Annotated in this window: 18 protein-coding genes and 3 tRNA genes; 9 read left to right on the forward strand and 12 right to left on the reverse strand. The window is 66.2% G+C overall.

Features of this window, described 5'->3' with window-relative positions; all coding sequences use genetic code 11:
* Positions 1-11: 11 nt before the first annotated feature.
* A complete protein-coding gene (locus ACNKW1_RS03010; RefSeq protein ID WP_418363106.1) occupies positions 12-3,749 on the reverse strand; it encodes a DUF748 domain-containing protein in 3,738 nt (1,245 codons plus the stop codon).
* A 134-nt stretch (positions 3,750-3,883) separates the two neighbouring features.
* Here ACNKW1_RS03010 and ACNKW1_RS03015 point away from each other — a divergent pair, with 134 nt between their 5' ends.
* Positions 3,884-5,125: an NAD(P)/FAD-dependent oxidoreductase gene (locus tag ACNKW1_RS03015; RefSeq protein ID WP_418363107.1), complete on the forward strand. Its 1,242-nt coding sequence runs from the start codon at positions 3,884-3,886 to the stop codon at positions 5,123-5,125.
* 18 nt (positions 5,126-5,143) lie between these two features.
* Here the strand turns inward: ACNKW1_RS03015 and ACNKW1_RS03020 are convergent, their stop codons facing one another.
* A complete protein-coding gene (locus ACNKW1_RS03020; RefSeq protein ID WP_418363108.1) occupies positions 5,144-6,370 on the reverse strand; it encodes an MFS transporter in 1,227 nt (408 codons plus the stop codon).
* A 180-nt stretch (positions 6,371-6,550) separates the two neighbouring features.
* Between ACNKW1_RS03020 and ACNKW1_RS03025 the strand changes: the two genes are divergently transcribed.
* From ACNKW1_RS03025 to ACNKW1_RS03050, 6 genes are all read left to right on the forward strand, one after another.
* Positions 6,551-7,006, forward strand: coding sequence for a hemerythrin domain-containing protein (locus ACNKW1_RS03025; RefSeq protein WP_418363109.1), 456 nt, complete (start codon positions 6,551-6,553; stop codon positions 7,004-7,006).
* On the forward strand, positions 7,003-7,221 hold the full coding sequence (locus ACNKW1_RS03030) for a DUF2249 domain-containing protein (protein WP_418363110.1): 219 nt from the start codon (positions 7,003-7,005) through the stop codon (positions 7,219-7,221). Before ACNKW1_RS03025 ends, ACNKW1_RS03030 begins: the two co-directional genes overlap by 4 nt.
* On the forward strand, positions 7,218-8,489 hold the full coding sequence (locus ACNKW1_RS03035) for a hypothetical protein (protein WP_418363111.1): 1,272 nt from the start codon (positions 7,218-7,220) through the stop codon (positions 8,487-8,489). The genes ACNKW1_RS03030 and ACNKW1_RS03035 overlap by 4 nt, the downstream gene beginning before the upstream one ends.
* A 57-nt stretch (positions 8,490-8,546) precedes the next feature.
* Positions 8,547-8,623: transfer RNA gene (locus ACNKW1_RS03040), tRNA-Pro, on the forward strand.
* Between the two features lie 27 nt (positions 8,624-8,650).
* Positions 8,651-8,727: transfer RNA gene (locus ACNKW1_RS03045), tRNA-Arg, on the forward strand.
* Positions 8,728-8,769: 42 nt separating this feature from the next.
* Positions 8,770-8,845 (forward strand) — tRNA-His (locus ACNKW1_RS03050).
* Positions 8,846-8,945: 100 nt separating this feature from the next.
* Here ACNKW1_RS03050 and ACNKW1_RS03055 read toward each other — a convergent pair.
* From ACNKW1_RS03055 to ACNKW1_RS03090, 8 genes are all read right to left on the reverse strand, one after another.
* Positions 8,946-9,572, reverse strand: a complete 627-nt coding sequence (locus ACNKW1_RS03055; protein WP_418363112.1) for a ParA family protein — start codon at positions 9,570-9,572, stop codon at positions 8,946-8,948.
* A gap of 18 nt (positions 9,573-9,590) precedes the next feature.
* Positions 9,591-10,994 (reverse strand): FAD-binding oxidoreductase, encoded by a 1,404-nt coding sequence (locus ACNKW1_RS03060; protein ID WP_418363113.1) that lies wholly within the window; start codon positions 10,992-10,994, stop codon positions 9,591-9,593.
* A gap of 77 nt (positions 10,995-11,071) precedes the next feature.
* Positions 11,072-12,169 carry a patatin-like phospholipase family protein gene (locus tag ACNKW1_RS03065; protein ID WP_418363114.1) on the reverse strand — a complete coding sequence of 366 codons (1,098 nt, stop codon included), beginning with the start codon at positions 12,167-12,169 and terminating at the stop codon, positions 11,072-11,074.
* A 37-nt stretch (positions 12,170-12,206) separates the two neighbouring features.
* Complete coding sequence (gene rimO, locus ACNKW1_RS03070) at positions 12,207-13,538, reverse strand: 30S ribosomal protein S12 methylthiotransferase RimO (protein WP_418363115.1); 1,332 nt, start codon at positions 13,536-13,538, stop codon at positions 12,207-12,209.
* Between the two features lie 70 nt (positions 13,539-13,608).
* Positions 13,609-14,196 carry a polyhydroxyalkanoate synthesis repressor PhaR gene (gene phaR / locus ACNKW1_RS03075; RefSeq protein ID WP_418363116.1) on the reverse strand — a complete coding sequence of 196 codons (588 nt, stop codon included), beginning with the start codon at positions 14,194-14,196 and terminating at the stop codon, positions 13,609-13,611.
* 131 nt (positions 14,197-14,327) lie between these two features.
* Positions 14,328-15,068 (reverse strand): beta-ketoacyl-ACP reductase, encoded by a 741-nt coding sequence (locus tag ACNKW1_RS03080; RefSeq protein ID WP_418363117.1) that lies wholly within the window; start codon positions 15,066-15,068, stop codon positions 14,328-14,330.
* A 242-nt stretch (positions 15,069-15,310) separates the two neighbouring features.
* Positions 15,311-16,051 carry a beta-ketoacyl-ACP reductase gene (locus tag ACNKW1_RS03085; protein ID WP_418363118.1) on the reverse strand — a complete coding sequence of 247 codons (741 nt, stop codon included), beginning with the start codon at positions 16,049-16,051 and terminating at the stop codon, positions 15,311-15,313.
* 102 nt (positions 16,052-16,153) lie between these two features.
* Positions 16,154-17,899, reverse strand: coding sequence for a PHA/PHB synthase family protein (locus tag ACNKW1_RS03090; RefSeq protein ID WP_418363119.1), 1,746 nt, complete (start codon positions 17,897-17,899; stop codon positions 16,154-16,156).
* Between the two features lie 100 nt (positions 17,900-17,999).
* Between ACNKW1_RS03090 and ACNKW1_RS03095 the strand changes: the two genes are divergently transcribed.
* The gene (locus ACNKW1_RS03095; RefSeq protein ID WP_418363120.1) at positions 18,000-18,227 is read left to right on the forward strand and encodes a hypothetical protein; all 228 of its coding nucleotides are present in this window, start codon (positions 18,000-18,002) and stop codon (positions 18,225-18,227) included.
* Positions 18,228-18,302: 75 nt separating this feature from the next.
* Here ACNKW1_RS03095 and pgeF read toward each other — a convergent pair whose 3' ends face one another.
* Positions 18,303-19,091, reverse strand: coding sequence for a peptidoglycan editing factor PgeF (pgeF, locus tag ACNKW1_RS03100; RefSeq protein WP_418363121.1), 789 nt, complete (start codon positions 19,089-19,091; stop codon positions 18,303-18,305).
* Positions 19,088-20,047 (reverse strand): 23S rRNA pseudouridine(1911/1915/1917) synthase RluD, encoded by a 960-nt coding sequence (gene rluD / locus ACNKW1_RS03105; protein ID WP_418363122.1) that lies wholly within the window; start codon positions 20,045-20,047, stop codon positions 19,088-19,090. The genes pgeF and rluD overlap by 4 nt, the downstream gene beginning before the upstream one ends.
* Positions 20,048-20,060: 13 nt before the next feature.
* On the opposite strand from rluD, the gene ACNKW1_RS03110 reads away from it, so the two are divergent.
* Positions 20,061-20,870, forward strand: a complete 810-nt coding sequence (locus ACNKW1_RS03110; protein ID WP_418363123.1) for an outer membrane protein assembly factor BamD — start codon at positions 20,061-20,063, stop codon at positions 20,868-20,870.
* Positions 20,871-20,954: the final 84 nt, after the last annotated feature.

The raw sequence follows: 20,954 nt of genomic DNA on the forward strand, positions 1-20,954 counted from the left end.
CAGGTTCCGCGTCAACGCAGCGAGAACTGCACCTGCCCGGCCTCGCCGCCCGCCTCCACCTTCGGTTCGAGCACGAATACACGCTCGCCCGGCACGCCGCCCTCGCCCACCAGCCATTCGCGCACAGCCTGGGCGCGCTGCTGCGCGAGCGCGCGCAGTTCGGCGTCGCCCGCCTTGACGTTCTCGCGCATGAGGGCTTCCATCTCTGCGGCGGGAATATCCTTGGCCAAGCCGATGAAGTTGCGCGGTTTCTTGAAGTCGGCCGCCTTGTAGGCCTTCTTCAGCAACTCGGGATACTCGTCACCACTGACTTCGATATCCTCGAGCGAGGGCGCCTCTTCGCCGCGGGCGAGCATGGCCTTGAGCTTCTGCGCGCGCACGGCCTGGCCAAGTGCCACCTGTCGCAGCCCGTCAAGATCGCTCGCAGGGTCTGCACGGCCGACGATGTCGAGCTTGAGCGAGGGACGGTCGATCAAGGCCTTCGCAAGTGTACTCAGCTTCTCCTGCTGCGCCTCGCCCGGACGCGCCGTGCCCGGCGCCAGCGTGAGCTGCGACAGTTCCTCCCCCCCGCCCAGCGCGGCGCCGAGCAGCGCGAAGGGCGAGGTGATCGCCTTGCCAATAAGATTGACGAACATCTTGAGCACCAGGCCGAAGATGCTGAACTGGGGATCGTCGAGCGTGCCGCTCACCGGAAGATGCAGGTCGATCTCACCACGGCTGTTCTTGAGCAGCGACACCGCGAGTTGCACCGGCAGATTTACCGCATCCGGACTATCGACCTTGTCGCCGAAGGTCAGTTGGTCGAGGAAGATCTGGTTGGTGGCGGAAAGCTTGCGCTCCTCGATCCGGTAATTGAGCTCAGCCGAGAGCTTGCCGCGCGCAATGCCGTAGCCCACGTACTTGCCCGAATAGGACGACAGCCCGGTGAGTTCGAAATCCTGCACCTTGGCGAGAATGTCCAGGTGTGCGTCCTGGCGGAAGGGGTTGAGCTCGCCGGTGATGCTGAGCGGCGCGGTCTTGTCCACCTTGCCCTGCAGATCCAGCTTGGCGATCGTGTCCTGCGCGGTGGAGAAGCCGATCAGGGTGCCGGCCAGATCGGTGAGGTTGGCATCGTAGTTGGGGCGCACGAAGCGGTCGCTGAAGGCGACGTTGCCGCGCTTGATCTCCACGCGGTCGATACGGATGGGCGGCGGCGGGGCCGAGGGGGCGGCGATCTCCGCACTGTTCGCAGCCGCCGGGGCCGCCCCCTCGGCAGGCACCGGAATCGCCGCGGGAGCCGCCACTTTCACTGTGGCGGGCATGCTCTTCCCGGTACCCGTGCCACCAATCTCACGCACGTTCAGCCGCCCTTCCTCATCCAGGATCAGGCGGGTATAGAAGTCGTCGAGCAGCACACGCTTCACGCCGAGCGAGAACGGCTCGAGGCGCGCATTGATGCCCCCCACGCGCAGGGTGCGAAGACGCACGAAATCGGTGGCGTTCAGCCGGTCCACCGAGGCGAAATTGGACACCGCGACATCGCCGGTAAAGCGGCCAAGCAGTTGCCCACGCCGTCCGGTGGAGAGGTTCAGCCGCCCCTGGGTACTGAGGTTGCCGCGCGAGATCGCGATCTTGGTCTGCGCCAGCACATAGGGTTGCAGCGGCAGCAGATCGACGGTGCGCAGGTCGAGCCGCAGATCCGCCTTCAGCGGCGCAAGCGTGAGCGACCCGCTCGCAGCGACCTTCCCACGCTTGTTGAGCCGGGAGTCGAGCTTGAACTGCAGCGCCGTCCCCTTCTCGGTGCTGAAACCCTCGAGCTCGAAATCGATGTCATCGACCGCGGTCACCACCGGACGGCCCACGCTGCGGTCCTCGAAGCGCATGGAGGCGCCCTTGAGCGCAAGCTTGTCCACCGTGACCACCCATTCAGGTCCGTCCGGCGCCGGCGCCGTCCTGCGCCCCTTCGTCGACGCAGCAGGTGGAAGCAAGGAAGCGAGCAGGTCGATGTCTCCGTTCTTCAGGCGCACCAGCGAGACCGCCGCCCCGGTGGCCTCGACACCACCGACACTCACCCGCTGCGTGCCGAGATCGACCGTCGCCGCGCGCAGGTCGAGCGCCGGCACCTTCACCGCAGGGGACTCGCCCCCCTTGAGCAGCAAGGCAAAATCGCGCAGGGCCAGCGCATCCGCATCCACCTGCACGGCCGGCACGCCCTGCTCATCCAGCACCACGCGGTAGTGTGCGCTCCCGCTCAGCGTACCCTCGCTGATCCGTCCGCCCGGCAGGGCCGCAGCGAGATAGGGCGCGTAGCGCGGCAGCCGGATGGCATCGAACTGGAGCGTGCCCTTGTATTCGAAGGGTGCGAGACGCAACACGTCCTCGTGGGCAAATTTTTCGCCGGCTTCACTTACGTAATCGAGGCGGATCTCCGCAGGCAGCTCACCGACGGTTGCGAGGTCACGCATGTCGAGGTTGATCGCCTCGACGCGCGTACTGAAGGGCTCCGCCAAACTGTGGTCCTCGAAGCGGATCACGCCATCCTGGATGCGCATCAGCGCAAGCAGGAAATCCACCCCCATCTGCTTCGACTGCGCCGGATCCGACGCCCCCGCCCCGCTTCCCGCGGCCTCCCGCGCAGCAGGCGCATCGCTGACCACTGCTGCAGGCGGTTTCGGCTTGCGTTGCTCGACTGCCGCCGGCTGCGTTTCGGCAGGCGGCAGCAGCCCCAGCACGTTGAGCGAGCCGTCCTGGAGCCGCACCAGGTCGAGTTCCGGACGCGCAAGGCGCAAGCGGGTGAACTGCCAGCGCCCGATGAGCGGCTGCACGTCCGCGAACTCGAGCTCGGCCTCGGCGACGCTCAGCACCTGCGCCCCGTCCCGGTCCTGCAACACCAGGCCGTCGACTTGCACCGGGCCGCGCACCGCTAGAACCGGCGCAGCATCGGGCTGCTGGCTGAAGGAGATCTCGAGGTTCGTGGTCAGGAAGGCCGAGGGCAGGCGGAAGCGCTGCTCAACCGGCACATAGGCCAGCCAGGGTGTGAGATCGAATCCGCGCAGCGCGAGGTCGAGGATGGTTTCCTGCGATTCGATGAAGGGCTTGGTGCGCGCGTTCAGCAGGATGGGGTCGCCGTTGATCTTCGCCGAGAGCGAAGGCTGCACGAAGACATCCACGCGCACCGGGAGATTGGACAGGAAGGGCACGCCCAGGCCGAACTCGCTGATCTCGTGCCGAAGTCCGCGCGGCCGATCGTCCACCGAGAACTGGCCATCGGTAACGCGGATGTTGCCGATCGAAAACGGCAGCGGTGCCGCCTGCTCGTCAGGGGCCTTGTCGCCCGCCAATGCGGCAAGGCGGTCGACGACGTCCTGCCAGCTGTGTCGCCCATCCTCACCCAACACCACGCTCACCCGCGGCCGGGTCAGCGCAAGCTCGTGCAGCACCACGCCCTTGCGCACCACCGACTCGAGTTCGAGGTTGGCGCGCAACACATCGAAGGCGAGCGCCTCAGTGCGACCATCGGCGTCCATTACGCGCAGGCCACCGACCTCGGCGGTCAGCCGGAAGGGGTTGATCAGCACGCGCTCGATGCTGACTTCGCGCCCCAGCGTCTCGGCCAGCATCTGCTGTGCGTAGTGTCGTGCCACCGGCGGCACCACAAGGTAGGCGGCCGCCGACAGCGCAAGCAGGATCCCCGTGCCCCACAAGGCACCACGCCCCACCCGCCTCCGGGGTGCTTGCGCGGAGCTCGAGTCGGTCGCGGTTTCAGGCATGGAATACTCCGTCGCGCGGCGCATGTTTACAATGGGCGAACTGTCGCCGCAAGCACAGTCCGCCGCAATTACCGCATTGCGGCAAGAGTCCCGAAACCGTATTCTGCGCCGCTTTCACCCGCACAGGTAAGGCCGTGACGCAAGCATCCATCTCCGCCACGTCGGGCGGCGACGCTCACTTCGACGTCATCGTCCTCGGCGCGGGCGCTGCGGGCATGATATGCGCCGCCACTGCGGGGCAGCGCGGTCGGCGCGTACTGCTGATCGACCACGCGACGCGCCTCGCCGAAAAGATCCGGATTTCGGGGGGCGGCCGGTGCAACTTCACCAACCTTCGTGTCGGCCCGGAGAACTATCTGAGCCGTAACCCGCATTTCGTGCGCTCGGCACTTTCCCGTTACACCCCGGGCGACTTCATCGAACTGGTCCAGCGCCACGGCGTCCGCTTCCACGAGCGCGAGTGGGGCCAGCTCTTCTGCGACGACTCTGCGCAGCAGATCATCGACCTGCTGCGCGCCGAGTGTGAGGACGGCGGCGTGGAGTGGGCGATGCCGGCCACCGTGCACGAGATCGGCCATGCGCCGGAGGCCGCACCGGCCCGCTTTCAGGTAGATACCGATCGCGGTCGCTTTTACGCGCATTCGCTGGTCATCGCCACCGGCGGGCTGGCTGTCCCCAAGATCGGTGCCACGGCCTTCGGCTACCGCATCGCCGGGCAGTTCGGGCTGCCGGTCGTTCCGCCGCTCCCGGCGCTGGTTCCGCTCACGCTGTCGCCCAAAACCCTCGAACGCCTCGCGCCCCTGGCAGGCATCTCACTGGAGGTCGAAGCGCACTGCGCCGGACCGGTGTTCCGCGAAGCCGCCCTGGTTACCCACCGCGGTCTGTCCGGTCCCGCGATCCTGCAGGTGTCGAGCTACTGGCAAGCACAGACCTACGTGCAGGGCGAGCGCGAGCCGTTGAGCCTGAACCTGCTACCCGGCTGCGACGCACAGGCATGGCTGCTGTCGAATGCACAGGCGCGCAGCCTGCTCCCGAACCTGCTCGCGGAACGGCTGCCGCGCCGCTTCGCCCAAGCATGGTGCGAGTTGCATGGCTGGACGAAGCCCATGAACCAGTATCGACACACCGAACTGCGTACCATCGCCGACCGGCTGGCGAACTGGCAGCTGAACCCATCCGGCACACAGGGCCACGCCAAGGCGGAGGTCACGCTGGGCGGCGTGGACACGCATGCCCTGTCGTCCCGGACGATGGAAGCACGCGGGGTACCGGGCCTGTACTTCGTCGGTGAAGTGATGGACGTCACCGGTCACCTGGGTGGCTACAACTTCCAGTGGGCGTGGTCCTCGGGCGTAGCCTGCGGGCGTGCGGCGTGAGCGTGGCGGACCGCCATCTCAAGCACTGGAACTGCGCCGCGCCCCCGGAAACAGGAGCGGCACATAGGCAAGGACCTGGAGCGCGAGCAGCCCCGCAAAGCTGAGCTGCAGCGCCTCCGTCATCGCGTGGCCGCGCGCACCCAGCGCATCGAGCCCAAAACCCAGGCCCCACTGCAGTGCGAAAGCGCCCGCAAAGGCCATCAGGTTCAACGCCGTACTGACCCGGCCGAACAGCGCAGGCTCGAAGCCCCGCGAAGCAGCCAGATAGCTCTGCGAGTTCACCGCGGAGAAGAAACCGAACAGGAACCACAGTAACGAAACCGGCCCGAACGCGTTCAGGATCGCGAGTTGCACGAGCATCAGTGCGACATAGCCCGAACGCAGCAGCGTGAGCGGTTCGACGCCACGGCGCGCGAGTTGCACGCCCAGCAAGCCGATCGACAGCTGCCCCGCGAAGCTACCGAGGTTTAGCACCACCAGCATGCCGGCCGCCTGTGCGAGCCCGAGCCCATTCACATGCATCATCCACGGCACCGCCCACAGGCTTTGCAGGGCCATGAAGCTGCCAATGAAGGCGGCTGACGAGGCGGCAAGGCGAAGAAATGCGGGCGAGGTGTAGATCCCACCCAACGCACGCATCGCATCGGCCAGCCCGCCGCGCGAGCTATCGGCCGGCACGTCCGGCAGGCTGCGCAGCAACACCGCCGCAGCTACCACCGACACCGCGGCGATGATCCAGAACGCTCCGCGCCAGCCCAGCACAGGTAGCACGGCCTCGAGCGGCGTACTCGCCGTCAGTGCCCCGAGCGCCCCCGCCGCCATGATGTAACCGGTCATCGAGCTCTGCCGCTCGCGCGGGTACCACAGCGCAAATCCCTTGAGCGCCGCCATCAGGCATGCGGACACGCCCAGCCCGATGAGGGCCCGCGCCACGCCCAGCGTGTGCAGGCCGTCCCCGAGCGCAAACAGGGCTGCGCCGAGCGCCGTGACGAGCAGCAGCGTGGCCTCGACCCGACGCGGGCCAAAGCGGTCGAGCGCAATGCCCACTGGAATCTGCGCCAGGCCAAAGGCGAGGAAGTAGGTACTGGTCAGCAACCCGAGGCTTGCCGCGGTGAGGCCGAGATCGGCGGTCAGGGCGGGAGAGATCACCGCATTGACCGTACGCAGCAAGTAGGACAGGTAATAGCCCAGCGCAAAGGGCAGAAAGATCCGCCCCCACGCGCTCGGCACGGCACTCGACTGCATCCCGGGAAACTCCGTGGCGGAGAAAGGCCGCATTCTGCCTGCGCCGCGCCGCCGCGGCGAGCCCGCGCAGGACGCAAGAATCGATGCCGACGGGGTCGTCGTCGGAGTCGACTTGACTCGCATCAATGCCTTCGCGCACGCGATCCGGAATATTCACGGGACTCACCGCTGGAGCAAAAAATGACTTCGATCGCAGAACTGATGACGCACGATCACCGCAGTTGCGACCACGACTTTGCCCGGGCCGAAACCCTCGTCAACAAGAAGGACTGGGAAGGTGCGACCGAGGCCTTCGAAGCGTTCGCCGAAGGGGTTGAAGCGCATTTCCGCGCCGAAGAGGAGGAACTCTTCCCGCGCTTCGAGGCGGCCACGGGCATGACGCAGGGCCCGACCCAGGTGATGCGCGGCGAGCATGCCGAAATGCGCAACTCGTTCGCACAACTGCGTGCCGCCCTGCGCAGCCGCGACGCGGAAGAGTTTGCCGGCGAGGCCGAGACCCTGCTGATCATGATGCAGCAGCACAACATGAAGGAAGAGAACATCCTTTACCCGATGTGCGACATGCGCCTCGGCGACCAGCGCGAGGCGCTCGTCGAAACGCTTGGGCAACGAATCACCCACGAGTACGCCGCATGAATCCCCGGACTGTAGATGCCCGCGGCCTGGAGCCGCCCGAACCGTTTGAACGCGCAATGGAAGCCATCATGGCCCTGCAGGGCGGCGACAGCTTCACCCTCCTTCTGGACCGCATGCCACATCCGCTCCTGCGCGTACTCGACCGTGACGGTTATCTGCATGACGAGCGTTTCCGCGAAGACGGCTGTGTCGAGATCCTGATCTCTCGCCCATGAGCAGTGCGAATCCCGGGCTCGCGTACGAGGACACGCCTCCGCTCTCCGCTCCGCTGCGTTTCTTCCTGACTGCGCCGCTTTTCGGCATTGCGGCGGGCTTCCTGCTGCTCGCGGATGCGGACCTCCTCGTTTCGCGCTGGACGCCCGGCGCCCTGGCCGCCGTTCACCTCTTCGCCGCCGGCTTCATGCTCCAGGTAATGCTCGGCGCGCTGCTGCAGATCCTGCCCGTGGCCGTGGGTGCGAGTTTTCCTGCCCCGCTTCCGGTCGCCACCGTCACGCACGCACTAGTCGGCGCCGGTGCGGCAAGCTTGGCCTACGGTCTGGGCGCGGGCTCACCCAACGCCATCATCGCGGGTGGCGTGCTGCTCGCGGGCGGGCTGGTCACGTTCCTAGCCGCGAGCCTGCTGGCGCTTCTGCGCGCTGCACCTGCGCACGGAGCCAGTCGGACTCCGCGCGACCTGCGCCTCGCCCTCGTCGCGCTGACCCTGACCACGGTGCTCGGCGTGGTGCTCGCGTTTGCGCTCGTACGCGGTCTGCCCGTGCCCTTCCCGCTGCCCACGCTGGTCGACCTGCATGCGGTATGGGCCTGGCTGGGCTGGGGAGGGCTGCTGCTCGCCGCCACGAGCTGGGTCGTGGTGCCGATGTTCCAGATCACGCCCGCCTACCCTGCACGCTTCACCCGGCTCTGGGCGCCGCTCACGCTCGCCGTGCTCTCACTGTGGTCGGCTGGCCTGCTCGCAGACCTCGACCTCACCGTGACGGTACTCGGCAGCCTGCTGCTCGTGCTCGCGGGTGGATTCGCCTTTCAGACACTCAGGCTGCAGCGCAACACGCGCCGCAGCACGCCCGACGCGCCCTTCCGTGCCTTCCGGCTGTCGATGTTCGCGCTGATCGGCAGCCTCGTGGCGCTGCTGCTATCCCTGTTCCACGATGCGCAACAATGGCCGGTGCTCGCCGGCGTGCTCGTCCTTCACGGTACCTTCGCCGGGGCGATCACCGCCATGCTGTACAAGATCGTTCCCTTCCTTACCTGGCTTCACCTCACCCAGGCGCGGGTCCGCGCCCCGAACATGAAGAAGCTGCTCCCCGACAACCTGATCCGGGGCCAGATCGTGGTGCACAAGTTTGCGCTGGGCGCCCTCTTCCTCGCCGTGTTCGTACCCGTATTGACCCCGCTTGCAGGCATCCTGGTGGTGATCGAATTCGGCTGGCTGCTGCTCAACCTGCTGCATGCCGTACGCGAATGGCATCGCGCCGTGCATGCGTAAAAAACGCGCAGAATCCGTTTGACGCATCGATGTGGAGTCTGTATAGTTCGCGGCTCTCGGGGTGTAGCGCAGTCCGGTAGCGCGCTTGCTTTGGGAGCAAGATGTCGGGGGTTCGAATCCCTCCACCCCGACCAGCTCACACCTCGAATGCCCGCGGGAATCTGCCCGTAGCTCAATTGGATAGAGCACCGGCCTTCTAAGCCGGGGGTTGCAGGTTCGATCCCTGCCGGGCAGGCCAGGACGGTTTTCAGGGTTTCGGCTTGACCGGAATCTGGTAGTGGCGGCATTAGCTCAGTTGGTAGAGCGTTGGATTGTGGCTCCAAAGGTCACCGGTTCGAAACCGGTATGTCGCCCCAAAAATTCGGTGTGTTACCTCCCGTACAAGCGGATGGTGAAACTAGCACACGAATGAAAGAACCCACCCTTCGCGGTGGGTTCTTTCATTTTCGCCCACCATCAACGCCGCTTCACCAGCCAGTCCAGCAGCGGCTTCCACTGCAGCCGATCGACCGGATCGATGTTGCTCGCATCGAAAAGCGTCACCCCGGACTCGACCGCGTGAACATAGCGCTGCGCCTGACGGATGCAGGTTACCAGCGGCAGGTCGAACTGCTGCAGAAACTCCACCAGCTGCTTCGATGCGTTGGTTCGTGGATCGACCCGCATGCCGATGATCCCGATATCGACCTTGTCCTTGCGTACGGCCTTCGTGCCAGAGAGCTCCTCGAAGAATTCGCGGCTAGCCATCATGTCGAAGCGCGACGGAGAAACCGGCACGACCACCTTGTCCATCTCGTTCAGCAAGGCCTTAAGGCGTTTTCCGTGCAGTCCTGCGGGGCTGTCCAGCACCGCGACCGTGCACTCCTTGGGTGCTGCCGGCAACTCATCGCCGGACACATCCCAATGGCGTATGGGAGCGAGGTGCTGCGGGCGTTCACTCAGCCAGTACCGAGTGGACTGCTGTCGATCGAGATCGCCCAGGCAGACGACCTCGTCGTTCCTGGCAAACCAGCTTGCCAGATGCACCGCCAGCGTCGACTTCCCACTGCCCCCCTTCGGATTGGCCACCATGATCTTGCGCATCGTGCTTGCTCCCGGGCGTCAGGGCCCTGTAATGGTGTTGTCCGGAATCCCCTTCAAGCCCTCGCCCGGGTCCGCGCAAGCGGGCGGCAGGACCTTGCCCGGATTCATCAGCGCACGCGGGTCGAGCGCCTGCTTGATGCTGCGCATGAGCTCAAGCTCCAGTGGAGATTTGTAGCGCGCAATTTCCTCGCGCTTGAGCTGGCCAAGGCCATGTTCGGCCGAGATCGAGCCGCCAAGTGTATGCACCAGATCGTGCACCACGCGATTGACCTCGGGGGTGCTGGCGATGAAGCTGGCGTTGTCACCGGCCTCGGGCTTAGAAAGGTTGTAGTGCAGGTTGCCATCGCCGATGTGCCCGAACGCCACGATGCGCACATCGGGCCAGCGCTGGCGCAGCGCAGCGCCTGCGCACTCCAGGAACTCGGGAATGCGGCTCACCGGCACCGAGACGTCGTGCTTGATGCTGACACCCTCTATGCGCTGCGCCTCGGAGATGTTCTCGCGCAGCGCCCACAATGCCTGCGCCTGCGACCCGCTGGCCGCGATCGCCGCGTCGGTCACCAAGCCCAGGTCAGCAGCCGTGGCGAGCGCCTCTTCGAGTTGCTCCGCCAGCGGCGCACCGAGCCCAGGATCGCCGAGCTCCACCAGCACCGCCCAGGGCGCAGCATCCGCGAGCGGATCGCGAGCCCCGGGAATGTGGCGCAACACGAGATCGAGCGCCGCACGGCCAACGATCTCGAACGCGCTCACACGGTCGCCGCATTCAGCCCGCAACCGCCCCAGCAGGCGCACTGCCGCCTGAGGGTCGGGTACTGCAGCCCAGGCCGTGGCGCGTGAGCGAATGGCCGGAAACAGCTTGAGCACGGCTGCGGTGATGATGCCCAGGGTCCCTTCGGCGCCGATGAAGAGCTGCTTGAGATCGTAGCCGGTGTTGTCCTTGCGCAGGCCGCGCAGTCCGTCCCAGACCCGCCCGTCGGCAAGCACGACCTCCAGGCCGAGTACCAGATCGCGCGTGTTGCCGTAACGCAGGACCTGGACGCCTCCGGCATTGGTCGAGAGATTTCCGCCGATCATGCAACTGCCCTCGGAGGCGAGTGCAAGTGGAAAGAGCCGATCTGCCGCTGCGGCGGCTGCCTGCACCTGGGCCAGCGTGCATCCGGCTTCGACCGTCAGGGTGTCGTTCTCTGCGTCGAGCGCGCGAATGCGCTTCATGCGCGTCAGACTCACCACCACCGCACGGCTGTCGCCCAGGGGAGTTGCACCGCCGCACAGGCTGGTGTTGCCGCCCTGCGGCACCATGGCCACACCTGCAGCCGCACAGGCAGCGACCACCGCGGACACCTCGGCCGTGTCACCCGGACGAACCACGGCCAGTGCCTCGCCGTGATAGCGCCCCCGCCAGTCGCTCAGATGGGCCGCCATATCTTGTGCCGAGTCCAGCACATTGGCCGGGCCAACGATGGCGCGCAACCGCGCGCGCAACGCAGACGGATCCGGCCTCATTGACTTCCCTGCCCCGCCTGCTGGACCGAGTCGGCGTCCTCACCGGTACCCAGTAGTTCGCGCAGCAAGGGGCGCGCACGCCCCACCGCTGCAACACCTTCCGCGATGGCTTCGTCTGCGCGGTGATAGTCCATCAGCCCGAGTTGCCCGACGCGGGGCGAGATCAGCACGTCCGCCGGCTCGCCCGCGAGGCGGCTGCGCGCAATGCGCACCTGCATGATGTTGATGCTCGAACTGATCACCGAGACCAGCGAAGGCAGGTTGTCCGCGTCGGCTGCCGCACCCGCGGCAGCGCCATCGGCACTCAGGCCCATGCTGGCAAACAGGCGCTGGCTCCAGCCCATATCACCCTGGCGTCCCTGCCTGGCCCCCGTCGCGGTCGCCGGCTCATCGCCCGTCATGCCAAAGCGCGCCAGCAGCCGCTCGGTCCAGCCGGCTTCGGTCTCCTCTTCTGGCGCAGGCTCCACCGCAGCACGGCGGAACGCGCGCCCGACCATGTCCGAGCCGAGATCGACGGCAATCACCACGTCTGCCCCCATGGCGCGGCACAGCGACACCGGCACCGGGTTGACCAACCCTCCGTCGATCAGCAGACGCCCCTGATGGCGCACCGGCGTCATCAGCCCGGGCAGTGCAATCGATGCCCGCACCGCAGCGGCCACACTGCCATCGTGCAGCCAGATCTCACGGCCCGAGGACAACTCGGTGGCGACACAGGCAAAGCGGGCGTCCAGTTCAGAGAAGTCGCGATCGACGAAGTTGCGCTCGAAGAAGTCGATCAGCTTCTGCCCCTTGATCAGGCCGCCACGCAGGGAGACGTCGAGCAGCGAGACCACGTCCTGCCATTTGAGCGCCTCGGCCCAGCGCACGAGCCGGTCGAGATCGCCCGAAGCCGCTGCCGCGCCAACGAAGGCGCCAATCGAGCAACCGGTGATGATCTGCGGCTGTATGCCTTCGCGCGCAAGCTCCTGCAGCACCCCCAGGTGCGCCCAGCCGCGTGCCGCGCCGCTGCCGAGGGCGAGACCGATCACCGGCCCGCCCGTTGCATCGGGCACCCCCATGCGGAGCGCACCCAGAGCACCCGCGCCGGTCATGGGAGGAGGCTCCGCATGCGCGCCGGGCTCATCGGGTTCAGTCCAGCCGTTCGGCGTAGAGGTCGTGCACGTCGCAGTCGGTGATGCGCACGCGCACGAAGTCGCCGGGGGCGAGGCCCTCGGCATCGGGGATGATGACCAGGCCGTCGATCTCGGGCGCATCGCCTGATGAGCGCGCCAGTGCGCCTTCCTCATCGACCTCGTCCACCAGCACGGTCATCTCGCGGTCGATCTTGGCCTCGAGGCGCTGGGTGGAGATGTCTTCCTGGAAGTCCATCAGCTGCGCACGGCGCTCCTCGCGCACCTCGTCCGGCACCGCACCAGGCAGATCGTTGGCCGCCGCACCCTCGACCGGCGAGTATGCGAAAGCCCCTACTCGGTCGAGCTGGGCTTCCTCGAGGAAGTTGAGCAGCATCTCGAAGTCTTCCTCGGTCTCGCCGGGGAAGCCGGTGATGAAGGTCGAGCGGATGGTGAGCTCGGGGCAGATGCTGCGCCACTTGCGCACGCGCTCGAGCACGTTCTCGGCGTTGGCCGGGCGCTTCATGGCCTTGAGGACGCGCGGGCTGGCGTGCTGGAAGGGCACGTCCAGGTACGGGAGGATCTTGCCCTCGGCCATGAGCGGGATCAGCTCGTCGACGCTCGGGTACGGATACACGTAGTGCATGCGGATCCAGATGCCAAGCTCGCCGAGCGCCCTGGCAAGATCAAGCAGGCGTGTCTTGATCGGACGCCCGCCCCAGAAGCCGGTGCGGTATTTGACGTCCACGCCGTAGGCCGAGGTGTCCTGCGAAATCACCAGCAACTCCTTGACGCCCGCATCGGCGAGCGCCTCGGCCTCGCGCATGACCTCGTGGATCGGACGGCTGACGAGGTCGCCGCGCATCGACGGGATGATGCAGAAGGTACAGCGGTGGTTGCAGCCCTCGGAGATCTTGAGATAGGCGTAGTGCTGCGGCGTCAGGCGGATGCCCTGTGGCGGCACGAGGTCGGTGAAGGGGTCGTGCGGCTTGGGCAGATGCCTGTGCACCGCGTGCATCACCTCTTCGGTGGCGTGCGGGCCGGTGACCGCGAGCACCTGCGGGTGCGCGGCGAGGATCACGTCGTCCTTGGCACCGAGGCAGCCGGTGACGATGACCTTGCCGTTCTCGGCAAGCGCCTCGCCGATCGCGTCGAGCGACTCCTCGACCGCGGCATCGATGAAGCCACAGGTGTTGACCACCACCAGGTCGGCATCGTCATAGCTGCCCGAAATGCTGTAACCCTCTGCGCGCAGGCGGGTGAGGATGTGCTCGGAGTCGACGGTGGCCTTGGGGCAGCCGAGGGAAACGAAGCCGACGCGCGGCAGGTCCGGGGTCTTGAAGGTGGTCATGCGTGGGAAGCCTGTCGGGTCGGGGCACCTGCACCGGAAGGCGCCGCAATGCGGCACCCCGGCAAGGCGCTCATTTCTGGTTCGGGTCCTTGCGTCCGGCGCCCTGGGCGTCGTCTTCGGACGGCTGATAACCTGGAAACTGGAAACCGCTGAACATGTTGCGGGTCTGGCTTTCGAGCTGGCCCTGCATCTGCTCGAACATCTTCTTGGACTGATCCACGTAGGCGCCCATCATGCTCTGCAGCGCGGGCCCCTGGAAGTTGAGAAACTGCGCCCACAGATCCTGGCCGACCGGGCTGTTCTCACCGTAGATCGCGCGGGCCTGATCCTGCAACTTGCCCTGCATGTCGGTGAAGGCCTTGATGTTGTTCTCGAGATACTTGCCCATCATGCCCTGCATCGCGTTGCCGTAGAAGCGGATCATGTGCGCGAGCAGATCGCTGGTGAACATCGGCGCGCCACCCGCCTCCTCCTCTAGGATGATCTGCAGCAGGATGCTGCGCGTGAGGTCCTCGCCGGTCTTCGCATCGACGACCTGGAACTGCTCGTGTCCCAGCACGAGATCCTTCACGTCGTTGAGGGTGATGTAGGAACTCGTCCGCGTGTCGTACAGGCGGCGGTTGGGATACTTCTTGATCAGGCGCTGCTGTTCCGGCATTTCTGGGTCTCCTCGGCGGCTCCGCATCCGCTTGCTTTACCGTCGGATTATATCGTGCTACACAATGCGAAAAACCGCGAAACCCCGCCAGCGGACGGGGTTTCGCGGCATTGTTCACATGCGCGGGTACATCAGCACATGTGCAGGCCACCGTTGATGTTGATGGTGGCGCCGGTGATGTAGGCTGCCTTGTCGGAAGCGAGGTAGGCGCACAGGTCGCCGATCTCGTCCGGACGGCCGAGGCGCTTCATCGGCACGGTGTCGACGATGCCCTGGCGGATGTCCTCACGGATGGCCATGACCATCTCGGTGCCGATGTAGCCCGGCGCGACGGCGTTGACCGTGACCCCTTTGTTGGCCAGCTCGGCGGCGAGCGCCTTGGTGAAGCCGAGCACGCCGGCCTTGGCGGCCGAGTAGTTGGTCTGGCCGGCCTGGCCCTTGACGCCGTTGACCGAGGAGATGTTGATGATGCGGCCCCAGCCACGCTCGGCCATCTTGGCGGAGATGTGGTGGGTGACGTTGAACAGGCTGTTCAGGTTGGTGCTGATGACCGCGTCCCACTGTCCCTTCTCCATCTTCGGGAAGAACTTGTCGCGGGTGATGCCGGCGTTATTCACCAGCACGTCGATCGGGCCGACCTCTGCCTCGATCTTCTCGACCATGGCCTTGCACGACTCATAATCGGAGACGTCACCTTCTGCCGCGACGAACTCGAAACCCAGTTCGCGCTGGCCGGACAGCCAGGCGCCTTTCGGCTCGAAGTTGGGCAGGCAGTTGGCAACGACCTTGTAGCCGTCCTTCGCGAGCGACTGGCAGATCGCCGTGCCGAGACCGCCCATGGCGCCGGTGACGAGAGCGATTTTCTGGGACATCTTGGAATCCTTGTGGAGCAGTTGTCGAAACCGAGAACCCGCCGGTACACAAGACACGGCCCGGATTCCGGCATGAGTTGCGGCAGCGCATCAGCCGCCTCGCCGAGGCATTATATCGACTGTTGAGCGGCTTTGCTGCAACGCAATACCCCTGCGAATGGTTCTGCACGCACAGGAAAACGGGCGCACCCCTCGCGGAGTGCGCCCGTCGCGGTCCTCGCAGCCTTTCGGCCGGAGAGGAATCAGAACATGTGCTGACCGCCGTTGATCGAGATGTTGGCTCCGGTCACGAAAGCGGCCTCGTCCGACGCCAGGTAGGCAACCAGGCCGGCGATCTCTTCCGGCTTGCCCAGACGGGACACCGGGATCTGCGGCAGGATCTTGGAATCGAGGATCTCCTGCGGGATCGCCATCACCATCTTGGTGCCGATGTAACCCGGCGAGATCGTGTTGACGGTCACGCCGTTGCGCGCCACCTCCAGCGCCAGCGCCTTGGTGAAGCCGTGCATGCCGGCCTTGGCAGCGGAATAGTTGGTCTGCCCGAAGGCGCCCTTCTGACCGTTCACCGAGGACACGTTGATCACGCGGCCCCACTTGCGCTCGAGCATCCCGTCCATGACCTGCTTGGTCATGTTGAACACCGAATCGAGGTTGGTCTCGATGACCGCATCCCAATCGGCCTTGGTCATCTTCTTGAACGTCATGTCACGGGTGATCCCCGCGTTGTTGACCAGAACGTCGACCGGCCCGACTTCCTTGCTCACCTGCTCCACGCAGGCCTTGCAGGAATCGAAGTCCGACACGTCGCACGGGTACGCCTTGAAGCCATATCCCATGTTGTTCATGGCCTGCAGCCACTCCTGGGCCTTGCTGTTGCCCGGAGAGTGCGTAGTGACGACCTTATAGCCAAGCGCAGCAAGCTTGATGCAGATCGCTTCACCGAGACCACCCATGCCACCGGTTACCAGTGCAACTCTTGCCATAGTCTTCTCCTCTCCCTGAACGGGTTCTCTTCTGCTGGACGGGAATCGATGCTCCGGCAGCGACCGTCCGATCCGCTGCCGTCGCCGAACCGGTAATGGCCCTCAGGCACGCTCCTTGACGTAGCGGCCGGGAGCCGGTTCGATCGGTTCGTATTTCGTGCTACCGAGGCGACCGCGCGCCGCCACCTGCTTGCCGCCGTACGCGCGCAGCCACTCGGCCCAATGCAGCCACCAGCTGCCCTTGTGTTCCTCGGCGCCTTCGAACCACTCGTCGGGATCGGCCGGATGCGCTCCCGAGACCCAGTAGCTGCGCCGGTTCTTCGAAGCGGGGTTGATCGCGCCGGCGATATGGCCGCTCGCGCCCAGCACGAAGGTCGTATCGCCCCCCAGCAGGTTGCGCGCCAGGTATGCACTCTTCCACGGCACGATGTGGTCCTCGCGCGCCGCCAGCAGATAGGCCGGCATGTTCACTTTGCCGAGATCGATCTTCTGCCCGAGCATCCTGAGCTTGCCCGGCACGCGCAGGTTGTTCTCGAGATACATGTTGCGCAGATACCAGGTGAGGAAGGGCCCCGGCAGGTTGGTCGAATCGGAGTTCCAGTACAGCAGGTCGAAGGCGGCCGGCTTGTTGCCCTTCAGGTAGTTGCCCACCACGTACTGCCACACCAGGTCGTTGGCGCGCAGGAAGGAGAACACGTTGGCCAGTTCCTGCCCCTTGAGCACGCCGCCCTTGCCGATTGCGGCTTCGCGCGCAGCCACCCCGGCCTCGTCGACCAGGCAGCCGAGTTCGCCCGGGTCGGCGAAGTCGAGCAGCGTGGTCATCAAGGTCAGGCTGGAAACCGGATCCTCACCGCGCGCACGCGCGACCGCCAGCGCCGAAGTCAGGATGGTGCCACCCACGCAAAAGCCGAGCACGTTGGGCTTCTTGTTGCGGGTGATCGAGCGCACGACCTCGAGCGCGGCCAACGGCCCCTGCTCGAGATAGTCGTCCCAGGTGAAGTGCCCTCCACTGTCCGGACGCGGGTTGCGCCACGACACCAGGAACACCGTGTTGCCCTGCTCGACGGCAAAGCGCACCAGCGAGTTCTCGGGCTGCAGGTCCATGATGTAGAACTTGTTGATGCAGGGCGGCACGATCAGCAGGGGCACCTGCGCCACCTTTTCGGTGAGCGGCGCGTACTGGATGAGCTGCATCAACTCGTTCTCGAACACCACCGAGCCCGGCGACAAAGCGAGGTTGCGGCCGATCTCGAAGGCTGAATCGTCGGTCATCGAGATGCGCCCCTTCTCGAGGTCGCCCAGCAGATTCTGGATGCCCCGAGAGATGCTCTCGCCCTTGGTCTCGACCGCGGTCTTGATGAACTCGGGGTTGGTGGCGGCGAAGTTGCTCGGTGCCAGCGCGTCGATGTACTGCCGCGTCAGGAACTGGATGCGCGCCTTGGCGCGGCCGTCGGCGATCGGCATGGCCTCGGCCATCTGCCGCAGGTATCCGGCATTGAGCAGGTAGGCTTGGCGAACGTAGTCGAACACCGGGCTCTCGGACCATTCCGGGGCATTGAAGCGCTTGTCGCCGGGCTCGGCCTGCACAACCGGCTCACCCGCCTCGCCGCCCTTGCGCGCGAGCATCGCGGACCACAACGCGGCGTGCTTCTCCGCAAACGCCTTCTGCATCGCCCCGAGCGCCTCGGCCTCGGGCAGCGGCAGCTTCTGCGCCGCGAGACCGGAGGAATCCTGCATCGCTGCATGCTGGCGTGCGAGCGCCTCGAAGAAGCCCTGCGCCATCGCCTGACCCGCGGCGTACATCGCCTGCATGCCCGGGGGTGTCTGCTTGCCCGTTGAATCCGTCATCCACGTATCTCCTGACCCTGTTTCGCTGCCGTGCGCAACGGACGCACGCGCCGAACCCGATTGCGGACCCTCACGCGATGGCACGCGCTAGAATCCGCTCATGTACCTCGTTCCCATCGCCTGGCTTTACGTCGTGATCCTCGTCGCTGCAGCAGAGGACACGATTGTCGCAGCCGTCCTTACCTTCGTGTTCTGGGGCCTCGCACCGCTGGCCTTGTTCCTGTGGCTGTTCGGCACGCCGGCGCGTCGCCGGCGCCGGCTCGAGCGCGAGGCCGAGCAGGAAGCCCTTGTCCGCAACGATAGAGCCGAAACGGGCGCCGATCAATAGCGCCAGCCGTCGGACGCCTCATGCAGTGCGGATGCCTGGCCGGCGCATCACGGTCACCCGCGGAATGCGGCCGGTTCAGCGCGCCCGGTCGTCTTCCAGCCAGATCAGCGACGCAAAGCGCCCGGTGCGCCCGTCGCGGCGATAGGAGAAGAAGTCATCGGTGCGGGACACCGTGCATAGGCCGCCCCCCGCGACATCGTGAATGCCTGCTCGCGCGAGCCTGCGGCGTGCGAGCGCGAACAGGTCGGCCATCCATTTGCCCCCCGCCAGGCCAGGCGCAAAGGCCGATGCGGCCCCAGGGTCATCCGCGACAAACACCGCCCGCACCTCATCGCCAACTTCGAAGGCCTGCGGGCCGATCGCCGGCCCCAGCCAGGCTTTTACCCGCGCAGGCGGAACGTTCATCGCCATCACGGTGCGCTCGAGCACGCCCGCAGCAAGCCCGCGCCAGCCCGCATGGGCCGCTGCAACCACCGAGGCATCATCCGCACAGAACAGCACCGGCAGGCAGTCGGCGGTCATCACCGCGCACGCACGGCGACCGGTGCGGGCCAGAACGGCGTCGGCCTCCGGGCATCCCTGCGCGCAGTCGGCGTCGGCCACGACAACCCCATGGACCTGCGACAACCACAGCGGCGCAACGCGCAGTTCGGCCTGCAGGCGCGCCCGATTGGCGCGCACTGCGGCCGGATCGTCGCCAACATGGTCACCGAGATTGAACGAAGCATACGGCGCAAGGCTGACGCCGCCCGCCCGCGTGGTCACACATGCCTGCACCCCGGCGGGCAGCACCCAGTCCGGCCGCATCAGCCCGGGCGAGACCTCGACGAGCCCAGGCAGGATCGTCGCCTGGGGCACGGTCATCGCCTTTCCGGCTCCAGGGCGGCGAGCAGCGCCGCAAGGTCGGCCGCCATCGGCACCTCCCACAGCATCGCCTCGCCACTGTGCGGATGCACGAGCCCGAGCCGGAACGCGTGCAAGGCCTGACGGCCGAAGTCATCCAGGCGCGGATCGCCGCAGCGGCGCGCCCCGTACGCGGGGTCGCCCACCAGCGGATGGCCGAGGTGCGCCATGTGCACGCGAATCTGATGCGTGCGCCCGGTTTCGAGCCTGCATTCCACCAGTGTCGTGCGTGCGTATCGTGCCGTGACCAGGTAGTGGGTGAGCGCCGGCCGCCCGTTGCCGACCACCGCCATGCGCGTGCGCTGCGACGGATGCCGGCCGATGGGCGCATCGACCGTGCCGCCAGCGCGTACGTCGCCCAGCACCAGCGCCCGGTAATGGCGCCTTACCGTGCGCGCCTGCAGCTGGCGCACCAGCTCCGTCTGCGCCACGAGCGTCTTCGCAACCACCATCAGACCCGTGGTGTCCTTGTCCAGCCGGTGCACGATGCCGGCGCGCGGCACGGCGGCCAGCGCAGGGTCATGGTGAAGCAGCGCATTGAGCAGCGTTCCGCTCCAGTTGCCACTGCCCGGATGCACGACCAGTCCGGCGGGCTTGTCGACGACGAGCAGATGCTCGTCCTCGAACACGATACCGAGCGGGATGTCCTCCGGCAGCTCGGCCGCGATCTCGGGTGGGGGCGGCGCATCGACTTCTACGGACTCGCCACCGCAAACCTTTCGCCGCGCATCGGGCCTGGCGCCATCGACGCGGATGAAGCCATCCTTGAGCCAGCCCTGCAGGCGGCTCCGCGAGTGCTGGGGAAAGAGCCTGGCCAGCGCCAGATCGAGGCGCAGGCCGCCGAGCGCTGCAGGAATCGTCACTGCATCGCACGAGTCCGCGTCGTCGGCTGGGATATAATCTTCGGGTTCATTCACGCGAGTGCTTTCGATGGCCAGGTTCACCCCCGGAAGTTTAACGGCAAAAGCCGCCCTCATTGGCGCACTGCTGCTTGGCGGCTGCGGATTGCTGCCCGAACAGATCGACGAGACGGCAGGATGGAATGCCCAGAAGCTCTACTCCGAGGCCAAGACCTCGATGTCCGAGGGCGGCTACGACCGGGCGATCCAGCTGTTCGAAAAGCTCGAGGCGCGCTATCCCTATGGCCGCTTCGCACAGCAGGCCCAGCTTGAATCTGCCTACGCCTACTACAAGCAGGGCGAGCAGGCCCTTGCGCTGGCCGCGGCAGACCGCTTCATCAAGCTGCACCCCAACCACCAGAACGTCGATTACGCCTATTACCTCAAGGGCCTGGTCAACTTCAACGAAGACCTCGGCCTGCTCGCAAATCTCTCGCGCCAGGACCTCTCCGAGCGCGATCCCAAGGGTGCGCGCGAGGCTTTCGACAGCTTCCGCGAACTGGTGGAGCGCTTCCCCGAGAGCCGCTATGCGGACGATTCCCGGGCGCGCATGCAGTATCTGGTGAACTCGCTCGCCAAGCATGAGGTTCATGTGGCGCGTTACTACTACAACCGCGGCGCCTACGTGGCGGCGGTCAACCGCGCACAGACGGCGGTCGCCAACTTCCCCGACGCGCCTGCGATCGAGGAAGCGCTGTTCCTGCTCGTAAAGAGCTACGACGTCATGGGCATGCCCCAGCTGCGCGACGACGCCGACCGGGTGATGCACGCCAACTTCCCCGACAGCGTGTATTTCCGCGGCGGACCGGAAGACGACCGCCCCTGGTGGCAGCTCTGGTAAGACGCTGACGCGCACCCGCGAGCGATCCGCTGCGGGTGCGTGCGCTCCACAAAACGAAGAAAGGCCGTGCCCGCGAAAGCTTGC

Source organism: Thauera sp. WH-2, from assembly GCF_048321015.1.
Taxonomy (GTDB): domain Bacteria; phylum Pseudomonadota; class Gammaproteobacteria; order Burkholderiales; family Rhodocyclaceae; genus Thauera.

Coding starts and splice junctions, on each gene's coding strand:
- ACNKW1_RS03010 (WP_418363106.1), bottom strand. CDS start 3,749: ATGCCTGAAACCGCGACCGACTCGAGCTCCGCGCAAGCACCCCGGAGG.
- ACNKW1_RS03020 (WP_418363108.1), bottom strand. CDS start 6,370: ATGCAGTCGAGTGCCGTGCCGAGCGCGTGGGGGCGGATCTTTCTGCCC.
- ACNKW1_RS03025 (WP_418363109.1), top strand. CDS start 6,551: ATGACTTCGATCGCAGAACTGATGACGCACGATCACCGCAGTTGCGAC.
- ACNKW1_RS03030 (WP_418363110.1), top strand. CDS start 7,003: ATGAATCCCCGGACTGTAGATGCCCGCGGCCTGGAGCCGCCCGAACCG.
- ACNKW1_RS03035 (WP_418363111.1), top strand. CDS start 7,218: ATGAGCAGTGCGAATCCCGGGCTCGCGTACGAGGACACGCCTCCGCTC.
- ACNKW1_RS03055 (WP_418363112.1), bottom strand. CDS start 9,572: ATGCGCAAGATCATGGTGGCCAATCCGAAGGGGGGCAGTGGGAAGTCG.
- ACNKW1_RS03060 (WP_418363113.1), bottom strand. CDS start 10,994: ATGGCGGCCCATCTGAGCGACTGGCGGGGGCGCTATCACGGCGAGGCA.
- ACNKW1_RS03065 (WP_418363114.1), bottom strand. CDS start 12,169: ATGACCGGCGCGGGTGCTCTGGGTGCGCTCCGCATGGGGGTGCCCGAT.
- rimO (WP_418363115.1), bottom strand. CDS start 13,538: ATGACCACCTTCAAGACCCCGGACCTGCCGCGCGTCGGCTTCGTTTCC.
- phaR (WP_418363116.1), bottom strand. CDS start 14,196: ATGCCGGAACAGCAGCGCCTGATCAAGAAGTATCCCAACCGCCGCCTG.
- ACNKW1_RS03080 (WP_418363117.1), bottom strand. CDS start 15,068: ATGTCCCAGAAAATCGCTCTCGTCACCGGCGCCATGGGCGGTCTCGGC.
- ACNKW1_RS03085 (WP_418363118.1), bottom strand. CDS start 16,051: ATGGCAAGAGTTGCACTGGTAACCGGTGGCATGGGTGGTCTCGGTGAA.
- ACNKW1_RS03090 (WP_418363119.1), bottom strand. CDS start 17,899: ATGACGGATTCAACGGGCAAGCAGACACCCCCGGGCATGCAGGCGATG.
- ACNKW1_RS03095 (WP_418363120.1), top strand. CDS start 18,000: ATGTACCTCGTTCCCATCGCCTGGCTTTACGTCGTGATCCTCGTCGCT.
- pgeF (WP_418363121.1), bottom strand. CDS start 19,091: ATGACCGTGCCCCAGGCGACGATCCTGCCTGGGCTCGTCGAGGTCTCG.
- ACNKW1_RS03110 (WP_418363123.1), top strand. CDS start 20,061: ATGGCCAGGTTCACCCCCGGAAGTTTAACGGCAAAAGCCGCCCTCATT.